The organism is Bacillus seohaeanensis, from assembly GCF_042684945.1.
Lineage (GTDB): Bacteria > Bacillota > Bacilli > Bacillales > Bacillaceae_B > Rossellomorea > Rossellomorea seohaeanensis.
The window spans coordinates 661,773-678,466 of record NZ_JBHUMF010000031.1; the positions used below are offsets into that span (position 1 = coordinate 661,773).

At 37.5% G+C, this 16,694-nt stretch carries 15 protein-coding genes; 8 read left to right on the forward strand and 7 right to left on the reverse strand.

Features of this window, described 5'->3' with window-relative positions; all coding sequences use genetic code 11:
* Window positions 1–277: 277 nt before the first annotated feature.
* From qoxA to qoxD, 4 genes are read left to right on the forward strand one after another with little or no spacing between them, the layout of a single operon-like run.
* Window positions 278–1,216: a cytochrome aa3 quinol oxidase subunit II gene (qoxA, locus tag ACFSUL_RS16580; protein WP_377937039.1), complete on the forward strand. Its 939-nt coding sequence runs from the start codon at window positions 278–280 to the stop codon at window positions 1,214–1,216.
* Between the two features lie 43 nt (window positions 1,217–1,259).
* Window positions 1,260–3,209, forward strand: a complete 1,950-nt coding sequence (qoxB, locus tag ACFSUL_RS16585) for a cytochrome aa3 quinol oxidase subunit I (protein ID WP_377937040.1) — start codon at window positions 1,260–1,262, stop codon at window positions 3,207–3,209.
* On the forward strand, window positions 3,206–3,802 hold the full coding sequence (gene qoxC / locus ACFSUL_RS16590; RefSeq protein ID WP_377937041.1) for a cytochrome aa3 quinol oxidase subunit III: 597 nt from the start codon (window positions 3,206–3,208) through the stop codon (window positions 3,800–3,802). Before qoxB ends, qoxC begins: the two co-directional genes overlap by 4 nt.
* A gap of 2 nt (window positions 3,803–3,804) precedes the next feature.
* A complete protein-coding gene (qoxD, locus tag ACFSUL_RS16595) occupies window positions 3,805–4,089 on the forward strand; it encodes a cytochrome aa3 quinol oxidase subunit IV (RefSeq protein ID WP_071412433.1) in 285 nt (94 codons plus the stop codon).
* A 37-nt stretch (window positions 4,090–4,126) separates the two neighbouring features.
* On the opposite strand, the gene ACFSUL_RS16600 is transcribed toward qoxD, so the two are convergent.
* The 3 genes from ACFSUL_RS16600 to ACFSUL_RS16610 form a co-directional block, all read right to left on the reverse strand.
* The gene (locus ACFSUL_RS16600; protein WP_071412434.1) at window positions 4,127–4,372 is read right to left on the reverse strand and encodes a hypothetical protein; all 246 of its coding nucleotides are present in this window, start codon (window positions 4,370–4,372) and stop codon (window positions 4,127–4,129) included.
* A gap of 212 nt (window positions 4,373–4,584) precedes the next feature.
* Window positions 4,585–5,136: a histidine phosphatase family protein gene (locus ACFSUL_RS16605; protein WP_377937042.1), complete on the reverse strand. Its 552-nt coding sequence runs from the start codon at window positions 5,134–5,136 to the stop codon at window positions 4,585–4,587.
* 25 nt (window positions 5,137–5,161) lie between these two features.
* The gene (locus tag ACFSUL_RS16610) at window positions 5,162–5,599 is read right to left on the reverse strand and encodes an NUDIX hydrolase (RefSeq protein WP_377937043.1); all 438 of its coding nucleotides are present in this window, start codon (window positions 5,597–5,599) and stop codon (window positions 5,162–5,164) included.
* A 531-nt stretch (window positions 5,600–6,130) separates the two neighbouring features.
* Here ACFSUL_RS16610 and ACFSUL_RS16615 point away from each other — a divergent pair.
* Window positions 6,131–6,289 (forward strand): hypothetical protein, encoded by a 159-nt coding sequence (locus ACFSUL_RS16615; RefSeq protein ID WP_377937044.1) that lies wholly within the window; start codon window positions 6,131–6,133, stop codon window positions 6,287–6,289.
* A 323-nt stretch (window positions 6,290–6,612) separates the two neighbouring features.
* Here ACFSUL_RS16615 and ACFSUL_RS16620 read toward each other — a convergent pair whose 3' ends face one another.
* Entirely contained in the window at window positions 6,613–8,328 is a 1,716-nt protein-coding gene (locus tag ACFSUL_RS16620) for an NAD-dependent malic enzyme (protein ID WP_377937045.1), read from the reverse strand.
* Between the two features lie 663 nt (window positions 8,329–8,991).
* Between ACFSUL_RS16620 and xylE the strand changes: the two genes are divergently transcribed.
* Window positions 8,992–10,407 carry a D-xylose transporter XylE gene (gene xylE / locus ACFSUL_RS16625; protein ID WP_071412438.1) on the forward strand — a complete coding sequence of 472 codons (1,416 nt, stop codon included), beginning with the start codon at window positions 8,992–8,994 and terminating at the stop codon, window positions 10,405–10,407.
* 146 nt (window positions 10,408–10,553) lie between these two features.
* Window positions 10,554–11,591 carry an aldose epimerase family protein gene (locus tag ACFSUL_RS16630; RefSeq protein WP_377937046.1) on the forward strand — a complete coding sequence of 346 codons (1,038 nt, stop codon included), beginning with the start codon at window positions 10,554–10,556 and terminating at the stop codon, window positions 11,589–11,591.
* 199 nt (window positions 11,592–11,790) lie between these two features.
* On the opposite strand, the gene ACFSUL_RS16635 is transcribed toward ACFSUL_RS16630, so the two are convergent.
* The 3 genes from ACFSUL_RS16635 to xylA form a co-directional block, all read right to left on the reverse strand.
* Window positions 11,791–12,774: an aldo/keto reductase gene (locus tag ACFSUL_RS16635; protein WP_377937047.1), complete on the reverse strand. Its 984-nt coding sequence runs from the start codon at window positions 12,772–12,774 to the stop codon at window positions 11,791–11,793.
* A gap of 97 nt (window positions 12,775–12,871) precedes the next feature.
* Window positions 12,872–14,371 carry a xylulokinase gene (gene xylB / locus ACFSUL_RS16640; RefSeq protein WP_377937048.1) on the reverse strand — a complete coding sequence of 500 codons (1,500 nt, stop codon included), beginning with the start codon at window positions 14,369–14,371 and terminating at the stop codon, window positions 12,872–12,874.
* Between the two features lie 27 nt (window positions 14,372–14,398).
* Complete coding sequence (gene xylA, locus ACFSUL_RS16645) at window positions 14,399–15,724, reverse strand: xylose isomerase (RefSeq protein ID WP_071412442.1); 1,326 nt, start codon at window positions 15,722–15,724, stop codon at window positions 14,399–14,401.
* A gap of 352 nt (window positions 15,725–16,076) precedes the next feature.
* Between xylA and ACFSUL_RS16650 the strand changes: the two genes are divergently transcribed.
* A complete protein-coding gene (locus ACFSUL_RS16650; protein ID WP_377937049.1) occupies window positions 16,077–16,694 on the forward strand; it encodes a YesL family protein in 618 nt (205 codons plus the stop codon).

Consider the following 16,694-nt stretch of genomic DNA (forward strand, 5'->3'; position numbering starts at 1 on the left):
TTATGACTAGGTAGATCTAAAAAATAAGCTATTATCCTATTCCATTCCTATATAAAATACCAGTTATTAATATGGGATATCTTTCCTTGACGGATACTTCATGAAGATTCTGTGACACAAATCACTACTTTTCAATGAACATTTTGTGAATTATATCACATTTGATTGTCTAATTTTAATTATGGTAATAAGATAAAAGCATTAATGATGATTATGCATCACATTAATCTAATGTTTTTACTATTAAACTTCTAAATCACAAGAAAGGGGTGCCCCTATGAAAATGAAATGGGCTTTCTTATCAATAATATTTACTATATTTCTAGTATTAACAGGGTGTGAACCGTTGCTAGTTTTGGATCCGAAAGGGCCTCAAGCCGAGACGCAAGCCGATGATATCATGCTATCTATTTGGCTAATGTCAGCTATTGTTATTGTCGTTTTCGCACTTCTCGCCTATATGCTAATAAAATATCGTGCTTCAAAACAAAGGGAAGATTATGAACCTCCTCATATTGAAGGAAACTGGTTGGTCGAAGCAATTTGTGTTGGAATTCCGGTTCTAATTGTCGCTTTCCTTTCATTTGTTTCCGTTCAAAGTAACTATGAAGTAGAGGCAACACCGAAGGGATATGAAGGGAAAGAACCGTTAGTTATTTACGCTTCATCTTCTAACTGGAAGTGGCATTTCAGTTATCCAGAAGAAAATATTGAAACAGTTAACTACCTATATGTACCAACAAATCGACCGCTTGAATTTAGACTTTATTCATATGGTCCAATCACAAGTTTCTGGATTCCACAACTTGGTGGACAAAAATATGCGATGAGTGACATGATTACCACATTACACTTAGCTGCTGATGTTCCAGGTGAATATATGGGACGAAATGCAAACTTTAGTGGTAAAGGGTTTGCCAAAAATACGTTCAACGTCAATGCCGTGTCGGAAACTGAATTTGATGAATGGGTAGAAGAGGTAAAAGAAACCGCTAAACCTCTTACAGAAAAAAAATTCGATGAATTATTGGAACCAGGTCACCTTGGACAGTCCACTTATACCGGAACTCATTTAGAATTTATGCCACCTCCAGAAGGGGAAAATGGTGGACATCACCATGGGGCAAGCGATTCTGATAAAGATTCAGATGGTGAGCACGATGAACATCATGAATTAAACGATTCTAGCAGGGAAACAGAACATCATCATGAATAATTTACAGGACAGAAATAACTTCCTTGAAAGGAGATAAAAAAGTATGGATTTCTTTGATCGATTTGCCGTACCTCATCCAAGTCCAGCAATTTATGCATCGATGGTTGCCATTGGGTTAACCACGATTGCAGTTCTTGTTGGCTTAACATATTTTAAAAAATGGGGCTACCTATGGCGGGAATGGTTAACAACCGTTGACCATAAACGTATTGGTATTATGTATTTAATATCTGCTCTCCTCATGCTATTCCGTGGTGGGGTAGATGCAATTATGATGCGTGCTCAACTTGCTGCACCAGATAATACATTGTTAGATGCACAACATTATAATGAAATTTTCACAACACATGGGGTCGTTATGATCTTATTTATGGCTATGCCATTCATTATGGCCTTAATGAACTTTGTTGTTCCATTACAAATTGGAGCTCGTGACGTAGCATTCCCACGTTTGAATGCACTAAGTTTCTGGTTATTCTTCATGGGCGCAATGCTATTTAATATCTCGTTCATCATTGGTGGTTCTCCTGATGCAGGTTGGACTTCTTATTTCCCACTTGCAGGTAACGATTTTAGTGAATCTGTAGGAACGAACTATTATATGATCGCGATTCAAATAGCTGGTATTGGTACATTAATGACTGGTATTAATTTTATGACGACTATATTCAAAATGAGAGCACCTGGTATGACATTAATGAAAATGCCAATGTTTACTTGGTCTTCCCTAATCGCTAACGTTATTATCGTTTTCGCTTTTCCTGTATTAACAGTGGCACTTGCGATGGGAACAATGGACCGACTTTTTGGAACAAATTTCTTTACAATAGATAATGGTGGTATGGATATGCTTTGGGCTAACCTTTTCTGGGTATGGGGACATCCTGAAGTTTACATCTTAATATTGCCTGCATTTGGTATTTATAGTGAAGTAATCTCAACCTTTGCTCGTCGTAATCTATACGGCTATAAATCAATGGTTGCTTCAATGGTTTTAATCTCCCTACTTTCCTTTTTAGTATGGGCCCACCATTTCTTTACTATGGGTCAGGGAGCACTAACTAACAGTATATTCTCAATTTCAACAATGGTAATCGCTGTTCCGACGGGAGTTAAGATTTTTAACTGGCTGCTTACGCTTAGGAAAGGGAAAATTACTTTTACCACTCCTATGCTGTATTCGATACTCTTCATTCCGCTTTTCACACTTGGCGGGGTTACCGGGGTTATGCTTGCAATGTCGGCTGCTGACTACCAATACCATAATACAATGTTCTTAGTGGCTCATTTCCATAATGTAATTATTCCTGGTGTAGTATTCGCTATGCTTGCCGGTCTCACTTACTATTGGCCAAAAATGTTTGGATTTATGTTGAATGAAAAAATAGGAAAATGGACAGCATGGCTGCTCTCCATTGGCTTTATCTTAGCATTTATGCCTATGTATATTACCGGTTTAGATGGGCAAGCACGTCGTATGTACACATACTCTGAGTCAACTGGATTTGGACCATTGAATATGGTTTCGTTTATCGGGGCTGCTATTATGGCAGTAGGTTTCGCTTTAATCGTCTACAACATCTATTACAGCACCCGTTACGCTTCAAGAGATATTAGTTCCGATCCTTGGGATGCACGTACTCTCGAATGGGCTACGCATAGTCCAGTACCAGAATATAACTTTGCGGTTGTACCACAAGTTAATTCATCGGAGGCATTCTGGGATGCTAAGAAAAACGGTCATACATTATTTAAAGGTGATTATGAAAAAATTCATATGCCAAATAACAGCGGTGTACCGTTTATCATGAGTTGTATTTTCTTTGTTTGGGGATTTTCACTCGTATTCAGCCTGTGGATTCCTGCAATCATTACAACAATTGGAATCCTTGCTTGTTTGGCTTATCGTTCATTTGAGAAAGATCACGGACGCTATATTTCCGTTGAAGAAGTTGAGGAAACAGAAAAAGAATTGGGAGGTACTAAAATATGAAAATAGATCACTCGCTCCCTCTTGAATATAGTACAGAAGAAAACCGTTTAAAAATCCTTGGTTTTTGGATTTTCATTGGTGCCGAAATTATGCTTTTCGCAACGCTATTCGCTTCCTATTTCACATTAGTAGATCGGACAGGAAGCGGACCTACCGGTGCAGAGATTTTCGAACTCCCACCGGTTTTAATCGAAACACTCTTACTTTTAACAAGTAGCTTTACGATTGGTCTTGGAATTCACGCCATGCGCATCGGCAACAAAAAAGCTATGCTTTCATTCTTTGGGATTACCCTCCTTCTTGGAGCAGGCTTCCTAGGATTTGAAATTTATGAGTTTGTTCATTATGTTCATGAAGGAGCAGGCCTACAAACTAGTGCGTTTACGTCAATTTTATTAACTACACTGGGCACACATGGAGCACACGTTACACTTGGTTTATTCTGGGGATTATTTATTATCCTGCAAGTTAAAAAACGAGGGTTAACACCTGAAACAGCTAATAAATCATTCATTTTCTCTTTATACTGGCATTTCCTAGACGTTGTTTGGATCTTCATCTTTAGCTTCGTCTACTTGAAAGGAATGATGTAAATATGAAAGAATTATTCCCACGTAAACAGGTAATGGGCTTTGTATCCTCGTTAATCTTAACGGCCGTTGCTCTTGCGGTATATTTCTTTGATATGTCATTTGCTGCCGGCATGACGGTGCTGCTTGTAACAGCATTTATCCAAGCAGCCCTTCAACTAGTTTTGTTTATGCACGCAGGTGAAACAGAGGATAGAGGGGCAATTTATGCAAATATATATTACGGATTAATCATAGCTTTAGTTACCATCTTCGGTACATTACTATGCATGATCTGGGGCTACGTTTAATAGGATGCAGCAAATAGGAACGTCTACACAGACGTTCCTATTTTATTTTGATTATAGCTTCCTTCATCGCATTACGTCTCTTCTCTAACATCTCTTCCGTTACAACAAAAAACACGCCCATTAAAAAGATAAAAATGGCACCCATCACTGTTCCTATTCCGATTGGAGTTAACAAGCTGGAACCGCTTTCAAACAAACCAAGTAAAAAAAGTAACATTCCAATGGTAAGAGTAGTGCCTCCCATATACTTCACAGCGTTTAATATTTTCGATTTAGATTCCACGTTACTCACCCCTTCTTTAACTATATTATTCATCTAGTTCACAAAATTGTCAAACCTTTTTCACTAATTTTTCATTTTTCTTTCCCTCTACTTTCTTGACAATAATTTTACCGTTATTCGAATGACAAATAAAAAGATGCCCGTCCTCCGGCACGTAGTACATTAATCTGCCGAAGAACAAGCATCGAAAATTAAATTTATAGTTCCTCCCCTTAGAATGTTCTTTTCCATAAATGTTCGATAGAGAAACCGTTATGGATGAATTGCAAAAGAAACACATCAGGGTTACTTAAACCTTTCCACTGTTCGAAGCCAAAACTCTTATCGTAGTAATTCAATAATAAGGACATAATATTTCCATGTGTAACAATAATTGTATTGTCAGCACCGCTCGCTACAATATCTTCTACAACTTTTACGATTCGATACATAGCTTCTTTACTGGATTCTCCACCCTCATACTTTAACTCCACATCGTTGAACGTTGCATGAAGTTTTTCTAACCAATCTGGATAGGATCTTGAACTAAGTACACGCTCTGATAATCGGCTATCAATCTCGACTTCTATATTTGCACTCTTTGCAAACGGCTCTATAGATTGAATAGCTCGTAAAAAAGGACTTGAAATAATCCTCTCAACCTTTTTATTGGTGAGGAAATCAGCTAGCTCATTTGCTTGCATAAATCCTCTTTCTGTAAGTTGTGACTCAGATGGTTGTCCCTCTGCTTTACAATGTCTAATAATATAGATGTTTTTTCTCATAATTCCTCCTTAATTTTTGCTAAAATTACCAAAACCTATTTGCTCCCTTCAAGTTCTCGGCGCGTTTAATACTCTCTTTTAAATAATCAGGAGCATTAGGGTGACTATATATCTGTTGGACTGTCATCCAGTTCACAGACTCCACTTCATCGGGACTTTTAGCAATTGCTTCACCAGATTCATATTCACATAGAAATACAATATCAATAACATTTTCTCCCAAATCTGTTACAAAAGATGTACTATGTACATAGTTTAAATGTTCTTTCACTTTGACATCTACTTCTTCATAAATTTCACGTTTCACTGTTCTTTCTAATATATCTAATGTATTTCCTTCTACTTCTGTCTTACCGCCAACAAGAGAAAGCATCCCACCTGCATGCTCCTCCTTTTTACTTCGTTCAATTATAAGCCATGTATCATTTTTAAAAATTGCACCTTCCACATTTACAATAAACATTATTGTCCCTCCATAAAATGTAATGTTAAATACTATTTGAGCGCCTATTATCTATCCCCTGTAATCTTGACAGTATCGAAATGTTGATTAGTGGATATCAATAATTTCCCGCCATTTTTCCTGAGTTGCCCCATAATGATAATCTTCTTGAAAATTATTACTGATTAATTCCGACATTTCCCTCTACTTTTTATTATAACGCGCTAAAATTCAACATGTACACTTTTTTGGAATGGAGTAGCAAAATAGTTAAATAATTCCGACAGCCATGATTATTGAAACAGATAACAAACAATTATCTTACAAAGAAGACCTGTCGAAAGATGCAGAATAGTAATCGTTGAATCTGTAAGCGTTTACACTTATACTTAAAATAGGTAGATGACAAATGTGGCCATCATGGTATTTTGTGTAGGTGGTGCTAATACTTCTTAATTAGGTAATGACAAAGTAAGTAGATAACTATTTTAAAAGACAAAAAGGTCCTCGTGGTGGAATGCTTAGGAATAAAAGGAGATAAGGAGGGAGTAAATGATGGAAAATAAAAATCAATTGGCGAAATTTGTTCAGGAAGATCGATTTGAACTTGACTCGTACCTTACCTACCTATTTAATCAAATTACTATATTTGATTCACCTCGATTGAAAGATTATAAAGCAAAGCGATCATGCAAAAGAGCAAAAGCATAACGAATATAGAACTACTTATAAGACAAAATATCAGATTATTCATAATACTATAACCCCCTTTGCTTTTCACGAAAAAATTATTTGCCATAAAAAGAACAAGAAAGATCCGATCAATTTTGTTATCAGTAGTTTATATAGCGATAACAAACGCCAAAAGAAACTTAAAATCCCTTCCAAGGGTGGGTGTTTTTGATAAAATTTCAAGAAAAAATCAACAAAGTACTACAATCCCTGCTCCTATTAAGCAGGGATTGTAATACTTTAACGGGCCCCTTCTATTCATAAGGGAGAAATACTCTTCCACACCTCAGTCCTCGTAGATGCTAGTCATACGACTCTACAGCTTGAATTGTACGGTAAATAGGATGCCACATTGCATCTATAACAGCTTTGTTAATATCGTCTATTTTAGTCGTCTGAGCAACACCTTCCGCTATCGCAGCCTTCGCGACCTCAATAGCCACGGTTATAGAGACCTCACGCAAATCTTCCACTTGCGGAAGAAGAGGGGCACCTGGCTGTTTCGCATCTACAGTGCTTGCTACTGCCTGTGCGGCTGCAGCAAACATGCCATCAGTGATAATCTGTGCTTTGGATACAATGGTACCAAGCCCAAGTCCCGGGAAGATGAGTGCATTATTGGCTTGCCCAATTACATAAGTTATCTTATTATATGTAACTGGCATAAACGGGCTACCTGTCGCGACCAACGCCCTCCCCTTCGTCCATGTAATTAAGTCAGCTGGTTTTGCCTCGGCCAGATGAGTCGGATTTGACATTGGAAGAATAATTGGTCTTTCAACATTGGCTGCCATTTCTTCTACTATCTCTTTGGTAAACGCACCACCTACTGTTGAAGTTCCAATTAAAATCGTAGGATGTACCTGCCTTACCACTTCTAGCAAGCTGATTCCGTCATTAGAATCATTATCTTTCCATTCTTTCACTTCATGGAAGGAGCGAGCAAACGGTTTTTGAAAGTCACGGATATCTTCCATATCATCGGTAAGAAGTCCCGGCTTGTCCACACACCAAAACCTGTCATTCGCCTCTCCCTTTGATAAACCGCTTCTTACCATCGCATCTCGAATATGTTCAGCGATTCCAATTCCTGCTGTGCCAGCACCGAATACGACGATTCGATGCTCGATTAGTGGAGTACCTGATGCCTTAACGCCGGATAGTACAGCAGCAAGTGAAACTGCCCCCGTTCCTTGTATATCATCATTGAATGTGCAGATTTCATTTTTATAACGATCGAGAATACGCCTAGCATTATTTGGACCAAAGTCCTCCCAATGAAGCAATGCGTTCGGAAACATCTTTAATGCGGTGTTCACGTACCGATTGATAAATGCATCATACTGTTCCCCATCAATTCGTGGGTGAGAATTACCAACATAGAGCGGATCCTGGAGAAGACTTTCGCGGTTCGTACCGACATCGAGCATTACAGGAATAACACGGTTTGGGTCGATACCAGCGGCAGCTGTATAAACGGCAAGTTTGCCAATCGCAATATTGATACCGCCAACACCCCAGTCACCAATCCCAAGAATTCCTTCTGCATCAGTAGCAACAATTAAATCGATATCTTCTGGATTGGCTCCGATGTTGGCGAATGCTTCCTCCATACCATCAGGATCATTAATCGAAAGGTAGATTCCATGGGAACCTCGATATTCTTGACTAAACCGTTCAATTGCTCGACCGACAGTGGGAGTATAGACAATTGGCATCATCTCGATTAAATGATCTGACAGTAATCGATAAAATAGGACTTCATTACGGTCATGTAATAAAGACAAATACACGTTTTTACTTAAATCATTAGGCTGTGCTAAATACTGTTCGTATGCACGGCGAGCCTGTTCTTCTAGTGATAATACTGCAGGCGGAAGTAGTCCCATTAACTTTAGTTCTTTTCTTTCTTCTTCTGTAAAAGCGACTCCCTTATTTAAAAAGGGCTTTTTTAGCACCTCAGAACCTCGTAAGGTAGTTTCTATACTTCCATCTTGTGAAAAACGGAAACTGGGCATGCATCTCTTCCTCTCTAATTACTCTTTCTTTTATTATTCCTTTATTGTTCGAAAACAAAACGATAGCTTTCATTTTGTTCGCTAATTTAGGCAAGTGCACTCTTCTTCTGCTATTTTAAATTTTGTCATTTAATATTCCCAAAGAATAATCTGCTAACAAAATTGAACAAAGTATTATTTTCAGTTATACAAAAACCCGAATCTAGACGTAGTATTTACATTTGAATTTACAGACGTATTATCTTCCCTACCATTCCACCATTTCTTTATTCCATACATTATTTGGATCAACCAAATTCGCAAAGGACCACATTGCTCCCTCGCCAATAGAGATAAATCTTGCTAGTATATTACCACCGTAAAAATCTCTTTATACTCTTTAGGAATTGATATATCAAGCTTAGTCCAATTCTTTCCTCCATCGATCGCGCAATGCAATAAAACATCTTAGTTTATCGATTAGACAAACTAAGATGTTTTTGGTACAATTCAATCAAATACTTTACTATGTTAATAGCAAATTTAATAGAAAAGGAGGAAGAGGGTCGTTTTCTATCCTAATAAATTATGCTATTAATTGAAAACGCTTTAAATAATAGACTGCTAAAATGAAAGCGTTATAATTAATAGAGTGAGATTAGGAAGATATGCCTTCAACAAATCATGACACAACAAAAAAGTTCACTTTACATTTTTTCCATTACGTTAGTTGCAACTCTTGGTGGTTTACTCTTTGGTTATGATACTGCTGTAATTTCTGGCGCAGAAAAATCCATAGAAGCTTATTTAGTTGATGGGTTAGATTTAAGTTCCTTTGTACATGGTGCAACCATTTCCAGTGCTTTAATTGGTTGTATTATTGGAGGTCTAATATCAGGCTATTTTTCGTCTGCATTCGGACGTAAAAAATCACTAATTGTAGCTGCTATACTTTTTTTATTATCCGCTCTAGGTTCTGCATATCCAGAGTTTCTCTTTTTCACACCGGGAGAGCCAACTATTGCATTACTACTTACCTTTAACTTTTACCGGATTATTGGTGGAATCGGTGTTGGTTTAGCTTCGGCTATTGTTCCTATGTATATAGGGGAAATTGCCCCTGCAAAAATTCGAGGTCGCCTAGTATCGTTTAACCAGTTCGCAATCATCTTTGGTATGCTTGTTGTTTATTTCGTTAACTGGGGAATAGCCAATGGACAGTCAGTAGAATGGATTGACGAAGTTGGATGGAGATATATGTTTGCTTCGGAAGCTATTCCAGCATTGCTGTTTTGTACATTTTTATTTTTTGTTCCCGAAACACCTCGCTATTTAGCTTTAAAAAATAAAGATGACGGTGCATTAGCTATTTTAACTAAAATTAATGGTGCTGCATCAGCAAAATCTATCCTAAGCGAGATAAAACAATCGGTTAGTACTTCTTCGGAAAAGCTATCTACCTTTGCTTATGGTAAAACAGTTATTGTGATAGGAATACTGCTTTCTGTATTTCAACAATTTGTCGGCATCAACGTTGCCCTCTATTATGCTCCACGCATTTTTGAAAGTATGGGTGCTGCAAAAGATGCTTCCATGTTACAGACAATTGTTATGGGATTAGTAAATGTACTCTTTACTGTTATTGCTATTATGACTGTAGATAGATGGGGACGTAAGCCATTATTAATAATCGGCTCTATTGGTATGGCTGTTGGTATGTTTGGTGTATCTGGTCTAGCCTTTGCTAATATTATAAGTATTAGTACACTACTATTTATTATCGTGTACACCGCTTCCTTTATGATGTCATGGGGTCCAATATGTTGGGTATTAATTTCAGAAATTTTCCCTAACAAGATTCGGGGTCAGGCAGTAGCTATTGCTGTAGCAGCACAATGGGCGGCTAACTATTTAGTTTCATCTACTTATCCAATGATGATGGAGTATAGCGGCGGGTTAACTTATGGTCTCTATGGTGTTATGAGTGTTCTCTCTGCTATATTTGTTTGGAAATTCGTTCCCGAAACGAAGGGGAAATCTCTTGAACAAATGGAAAGTTTTTGGAAAACACCTACAACAAAAAACTCTAAAATATCTTAATATCTTGTGTAAAAGGCATCTGTTGACAGACAGATGCCTACTTTTCGAATAAAGTGAAACTCCATCAGGGGGAGCTTTAGTTTATCCCCCACTAATACTTCTTTTATGCCTTCGGGTTAGTAAATAGTTTATTTTGAGGTGATACTATGAAAATAGAAACAACCAAACTACAAAACGATTGGAAGCAATTTAATTTAATAAACGATAACGGAATGTCTATACGTCTCTTAAACTATGGTGGAATTATTACACAAATTATTACACCTGATAAAGATGGGACATTTGAAAACATTGTTCTAGGTTATAAAAACTATAAAGATTATGAAACAGATCCTAACTTCTTTGGTGCGTTAATTGGAAGAGTAGCTGGCAGAATTCAGGAAGCAAACTTTGAGATTGATGGAAAAAAACATGAATTGGAAGCAAATGACGGAGCTAATCATTTACACGGAGGATCAAACGGACTTCATCGAGTTATATGGGACACGGAGCCGTTTCAAGAGAATGATACAATAGGTGTAAAGCTCTCTCACTCAAGTAGTGATGGGGAAGGTGGATATCCCGGCAATATTAAAGTATCTGTCACTTATATGTTAAACAATAAGAATGAACTTATTCTCCAATATTCGGGTACCACAGACAAAACAACCCCACTTACAATGACAAATCATTCTTATTTTAATCTAAGTGGGAATGTAAAAGATACGATAAACAATCACCATGTAATAATAGATAGTAAACAATTTGTGGAACTAGATGATAAGCTCATTCCAACTGGTACGATAACAAATGCTGTGAATACACCCTTCGACTTTCGCCAAGGACGCAAATTGAATGACGGTATAACAACAAAAGCAAAACAAAATAAAATTGCTGGCAATGGGTACGATCACTATTTTCTCTTTGATCATGATAGGAGAGAAAGCGTAGTAGTAAAAGATACTGGCAACGGACGAGTTCTTACAATTGAGACGGATCAACCTGGCATGGTTATGTATACTGCAAATAATTTAGGTAGCGGTCTAGAATTAGCAGAAGGACCTTCCAAAAAACATTTAGGGGTTTGCTTTGAGACACAAGGCTCACCAGCATCCTTGCATCATAAGGGTTTTCCGAGTGTGATAGTACAACCAGGTGAAATCTATCATCAGCGGACTACTTTTAGGTTTTCTGTAGAATATTAGAGTGTGTTTAATCGGCCGACCCTCTGAATAAATAACACGAAAGAACTCCAGATCCTACTGGAGTTCTTTTGTATCATATAAAATATCTTCTCTCCATTAAATAACCTTCCCCCTGCTTAGAGAAGAGGTTTAAGGTCACATCTCTTGTTTAGGAACAATTTTTATTCTCCTCCACGGCACTTACTTGGGGCGAATTCTATTAATAAGCGCCCCGAATATGAGCGTGAACCTCTTTCTCATAAAAGTCTTTCAATCGCTGTAGTTCATCTTTACTAAAACCTTTAACATGTAAAGCCTGTAAGTTATCCTCTACCTGTTCAACATTTCTGAATCCTGGAATAACACTTGTCACTTCTTCTTGTTCTAAGATCCACTTAAGTGCAGCTCTTGTCCTATTACCTCGTTCATTTTCAACCCATTTTAGCTGTCTGCTTAATTCTACCCCCTTTTGAAAATCTAAACCAGCGAATGTTTCCCCAACATTAAAGGCTTCCCCATTCTGATTAAAATGACGATGATCGTCACGCTCAAATGTGGAATTTTTAGTGAATTTCCCGGTTAAAAGTCCACTGGCTAATGGAACACGTGCAAGAATCCCGACATTTCTCTCCGCTGCCATCGGAAATAATGTATCCAATGGCTTTTGCCTTAACATATTAAAAATTACTTGCAATGAGCTTACATTTGTATTCTTAAGACAGAACATACCTTCTTCCACTGTTTCAACACTAACACCATAATAACGAATTTTTCCTTCCTCTTTTAACTTTTCGAGTACTTCAAATACACCGCCATCTTCTAAAATCTTCATAGGCGGACAATGAATCTGGTATAAATCGATTGTTTCTCTATTCAATCGTTTCAAGCTATTTTCGCAAAATGCTCGTACACTTTCCATAGAGTATGTTTCAGGAGAATGTATGTCTGCACTACGACAAAATTTAGTTGCTATATGTACAGATGATTCCTTCCCTTTTGTCGCTCTAGCAAGCAACTCTTCGCTATGTCCATCTCCATAAACATCTGCAGTATCAAAGAAATTTACTCCTTGTTCCATCGCGTAATCCAAAGCTTTCAACGCTTCCTTATCATTCAATTTCCCCCATGCGCCACCAATTGCCCATGTACCAAAACTTAATTCACTTATATTCAAGTCCGTGTTTCCAAGTTGGTTATACTTCAATTACTTCATCTCCTCATTTTGATGTGTAAAGAGGCTACCTCAAGAAGCGTTTCTATTCCTCTGCGCACTTCTGAGATAGCCTTTTTATATGGATATTTTATTTTCGATAGTCTGCTAGTTTTTTATTTAATCCTTGTGTTTGAGCGTATACCTCTTGATAAATATCAAACAACTTCTTATATTTTTCTACATTGTCTTTATTTGGTACAAATTCCTTATCCACATCCAAAAATTCGTCTGCACATTCTTTCAACGAATTAAACCAGCCACAGCCATAAGCCGCCAGCATTGCCGCTCCCATGCCTGGCCCTTGCTCGCTTGAAAGTTTCACAATTTTAGCATCGAAAATATCAGCTTGCATTTGAAGCCATTCCTCATTTTTCGTGCCACCACCTGTAGAAACAATTGTATCGATCTTTTTACCATTTTCACGAAAAATAGCTAGTGATTCATTTAATGAAAAGGTGATTCCTTCCATAACAGCTCGAACAAAATCCTTTCTTTCATGTGAGCTGTCCATTCCAATAAAGCTTGCACGAATAACAGCATCCGCATGTGGCGTTCTTTCTCCTACTACATATGGCGTAAACAACAGGCCATTTGAACCAGCAGGGACAGTCCCCACTTCACTTACCAATTCTTCAAAAGTTTCATCTTTGGCAAAAACATCTTTGAACCAACTTAGGCTGTAGCCTGCCGCAAGTGTAACCCCCATTGTATAATAGGCATTTGGCGCACCATGATTAAAGTAATGGACCTTGCCTTGGAATTCCTTATTATTACTAGATTCATAGGAAAGAACGACACCAGAAGTTCCAATACTGCAAAGTGTTTTTCCATCCTCCAGAATTCCAGAACCAATTGCTCCGCATGCGTTATCTGCTCCACCAGCTAATACACGAGTTGAAGTCATTAGACCAGTAGATTCAGCAATTTCAGGAGTGATTTTCCCTACCTCTTCATGGGAGTCTACTAATTCCGGGCAAAGATTTTCATCAATTTCTAGTAAATCACAAATTTCTTTGCTCCACGTTTTTTCACTAATATTTAATAATAATGTTCCAGCTGCATCCGAGTATTCCATATGCAATCTGCCTGTAAGCTTATAACGTAAATAGTCCTTAGGTAGTACAAATGTTTTAGCCTTCCTATAAATCTCTGGCTCATGCTTCTTCACCCAAAGTAATTTTGGTAAGGTAAACCCTTCCAACGCGGGGTTTTTCGTAACGGCTAGTAAACGCTCTTTGCCAATAACATCATAAATTTGCTTGCACTCAGCAGTTGTTCTTGTGTCATTCCAAAGAATGGCATTACGCAAAACATCATTTTTTTCATCAAGCAGTACAAGTCCATGCATTTGTCCGGAAAAACTAATTCCTTCAATACTTTCTGGATGCCCATTAAAATCTCTGAGAAGATCAGACAGTCCTGCAACTGTCTGATCTACCCAAACTTTAGGGTCCTGTTCACTATATCCTGTTTTCTCCTGGATCAAAGGATAATCTTTAGAGACCTCTTGAACAACATCCCCATTTTGATTAACAAGCAAAATTTTTACCGCACTTGTTCCTAAATCAACACCAATTACGTATTTCATAGCAACACCTCTTCTATAAGTAAGGCCTTATTCGCCAGCGTAAGCTTTCAGTAAATATTGATTAATTGTTGCTTTAATTTTTTCCAAACGACCAGATTGCTGCTTCACTTCTGATAAGCCTAACGCATGTTCCTCAAGCTTGTGGAAGTCCGTTTTTCCTTCAACAATATCGAGTCCAATTCCTTCTGTATAGCTCTTATAACGATTTTCCACTACATCATCAAGGATTTTATCATCAATTAGTTTTTGAGCGACTTTTAGTCCAACAGCGAAGCTATCCATTCCAGCGATGTGAGCATGGAATAAATCTTCTGGCTCAAAGGAACCTCTTCTAACTTTTGCGTCGAAGTTTAATCCACCGCGGCCTAGCCCACCATTTTTTAAAATTTCATACATTGCTAATGTTGTAGAATGCAGATCTGTTGGGAATTCGTCTGTATCCCATCCTAATAATGGATCACCTTGGTTCGCGTCAACGGAACCTAGCATATTGTTTACACGTGCATAGCGAAGTTCATGCTCAAATGTATGTCCCGCCAGTGTTGCGTGGTTTGCCTCAATATTGAATTTAAAGTGATCTTGTAGACCATAGTTTTGCAAAAATGCAAAGCCTGTAGCTACATCAAAATCATATTGGTGTGTCGTAGGCTCTTTCGGTTTAGGTTCGATTAGGAATTGTGCATCAAAGCCGATTTCTTTTGCATAATCAACAGCCATATGGAAGAAGCGGCCTAAATTATCCATTTCAAGCTTCATATCTGTATTCAATAATGTTTCGTAACCTTCACGTCCACCCCAGAACACATAGTTTTCTGCTCCTAATTCTTTACCAATTTCTAACCCTTTTTTCACTTTCGCTGCAGAGTACGCGAAAATATCCGCATTATTAGAAGATGCAGCACCATGTACAAATCGGGGATGTGTGAAATTGTTCGCTGTATTCCAAAGTAGTTTTGTCTTACTATCTTTCATGTAATCTTTTATCATGCTAACGATTGTATCAAGGTTTTGATTCGTTTCTCTTAAATTACTTCCCTCTGGTGCAATATCTACATCATGGAAGCAGAAGAATGGTACATCTAGTTTTTCAAAAAATTCAAAAGCAGCTTCCACTCGTGCCTTGGCTAAATCCATTCCAGTGTATTTATCCCACGGACGAATCATGGTACCAGCTCCAAATGGATCAGAACCGTCCATTGTGAAAGTATGCCAGTAGGCTACACCAAAACGCAGGAGTTCTTCCATTGTTTTGCCACCAATTTTTTCTTCAGGATTATAGAATTTAAATGCATATGGGTTTGTTGAAGTTGAACCTTCATATTTAATTTTGTTGATGTTAGTAAAATAAGCCACAGATTGTTCCTCCTAAAATTTTTATAATAAGGTTTCTCTTTTTTAGCGGGGATTCTCCCCCTACTTACATGTAATTAAACAGCCCTAACATTTACTAGCAGTTGGTCCACTTGCATGCCTTACATTACTTTAAAATAGTTTGATGGCGGAAGTACTGCCGGTTCAATGCAGGAGAATTATGATACATCAATGTAAATGCTTACATTGATAGTATAACAAGATTAAGTTAGTTTGTCTATTAGATAAACAAAGTTTCATAAATTAATATTTTATTAATGCTAAATAGCGATGGATACCGTATAATAGGGCATGATTAGGAAAGTTGACTTCATAACTAGAGGAGGTTATGCCTATGAACAATACAAGGAATGCCCTTTATAGCATAATGGAATGGATCACACGCTTTGCATACATAAATGTATTGTGGATTTTATTTTCATTAGTTGGCGGAATTATTCTTGGCTTTTTCCCCTCTACCATTGCAATGTTTGCCATCGTGCGAGATTGGTTAAGGGGAAATACGGATTTACCAGTTTTCAAGACTTTTTGGGGATATTTTAAAAAAGAATTCTGGAAAAGTAATCGGTTAGGACTAGTTATTATGGCAATTGTACTCCTTATCGGAATCGATATCTGGTACATCCAAATTAACTTGAATAATCTTTTCACATGGATCTCTATCCCATTATTCGCATTCATGTTACTATTCCTTATATTTTTATTCTATATATTTCCATCATTTGTGCATTATGACCTAAAAATAGTGCAATTGATTAAAAATGCTCTTCTCATTATGCTGATAAATCCCCTTCATACATTTTTAATCATTCTGTGTCTCGGTTTGCTTTATTTTGTCATGAACTTTCTCCCTGCTTTGGCATTTATTTTCGGCGGAAGTTCTTATGCCTTTATTACGATGTGGGCTTGCTTACATGCCTTTAATAAAGTGCAACACAAACAGGAAAACTAA

What these genes read in the sequence shown, in the direction of transcription:
- ACFSUL_RS16630 (WP_377937046.1), top strand. Translation starts at nt 10,554, where the DNA reads ATGAAAATAGAAACAACCAAACTACAAAACGATTGGAAGCAATTTAAT.
- ACFSUL_RS16610 (WP_377937043.1), bottom strand. Translation starts at nt 5,599, where the DNA reads ATGTTTATTGTAAATGTGGAAGGTGCAATTTTTAAAAATGATACATGG.
- qoxC (WP_377937041.1), top strand. Translation starts at nt 3,206, where the DNA reads ATGAAAATAGATCACTCGCTCCCTCTTGAATATAGTACAGAAGAAAAC.
- qoxB (WP_377937040.1), top strand. Translation starts at nt 1,260, where the DNA reads ATGGATTTCTTTGATCGATTTGCCGTACCTCATCCAAGTCCAGCAATT.
- qoxA (WP_377937039.1), top strand. Translation starts at nt 278, where the DNA reads ATGAAAATGAAATGGGCTTTCTTATCAATAATATTTACTATATTTCTA.
- ACFSUL_RS16620 (WP_377937045.1), bottom strand. Translation starts at nt 8,328, where the DNA reads ATGCCCAGTTTCCGTTTTTCACAAGATGGAAGTATAGAAACTACCTTA.
- ACFSUL_RS16650 (WP_377937049.1), top strand. Translation starts at nt 16,077, where the DNA reads ATGAACAATACAAGGAATGCCCTTTATAGCATAATGGAATGGATCACA.
- ACFSUL_RS16605 (WP_377937042.1), bottom strand. Translation starts at nt 5,136, where the DNA reads ATGAGAAAAAACATCTATATTATTAGACATTGTAAAGCAGAGGGACAA.
- ACFSUL_RS16615 (WP_377937044.1), top strand. Translation starts at nt 6,131, where the DNA reads ATGATGGAAAATAAAAATCAATTGGCGAAATTTGTTCAGGAAGATCGA.
- xylE (WP_071412438.1), top strand. Translation starts at nt 8,992, where the DNA reads ATGACACAACAAAAAAGTTCACTTTACATTTTTTCCATTACGTTAGTT.
- qoxD (WP_071412433.1), top strand. Translation starts at nt 3,805, where the DNA reads ATGAAAGAATTATTCCCACGTAAACAGGTAATGGGCTTTGTATCCTCG.
- xylB (WP_377937048.1), bottom strand. Translation starts at nt 14,371, where the DNA reads ATGAAATACGTAATTGGTGTTGATTTAGGAACAAGTGCGGTAAAAATT.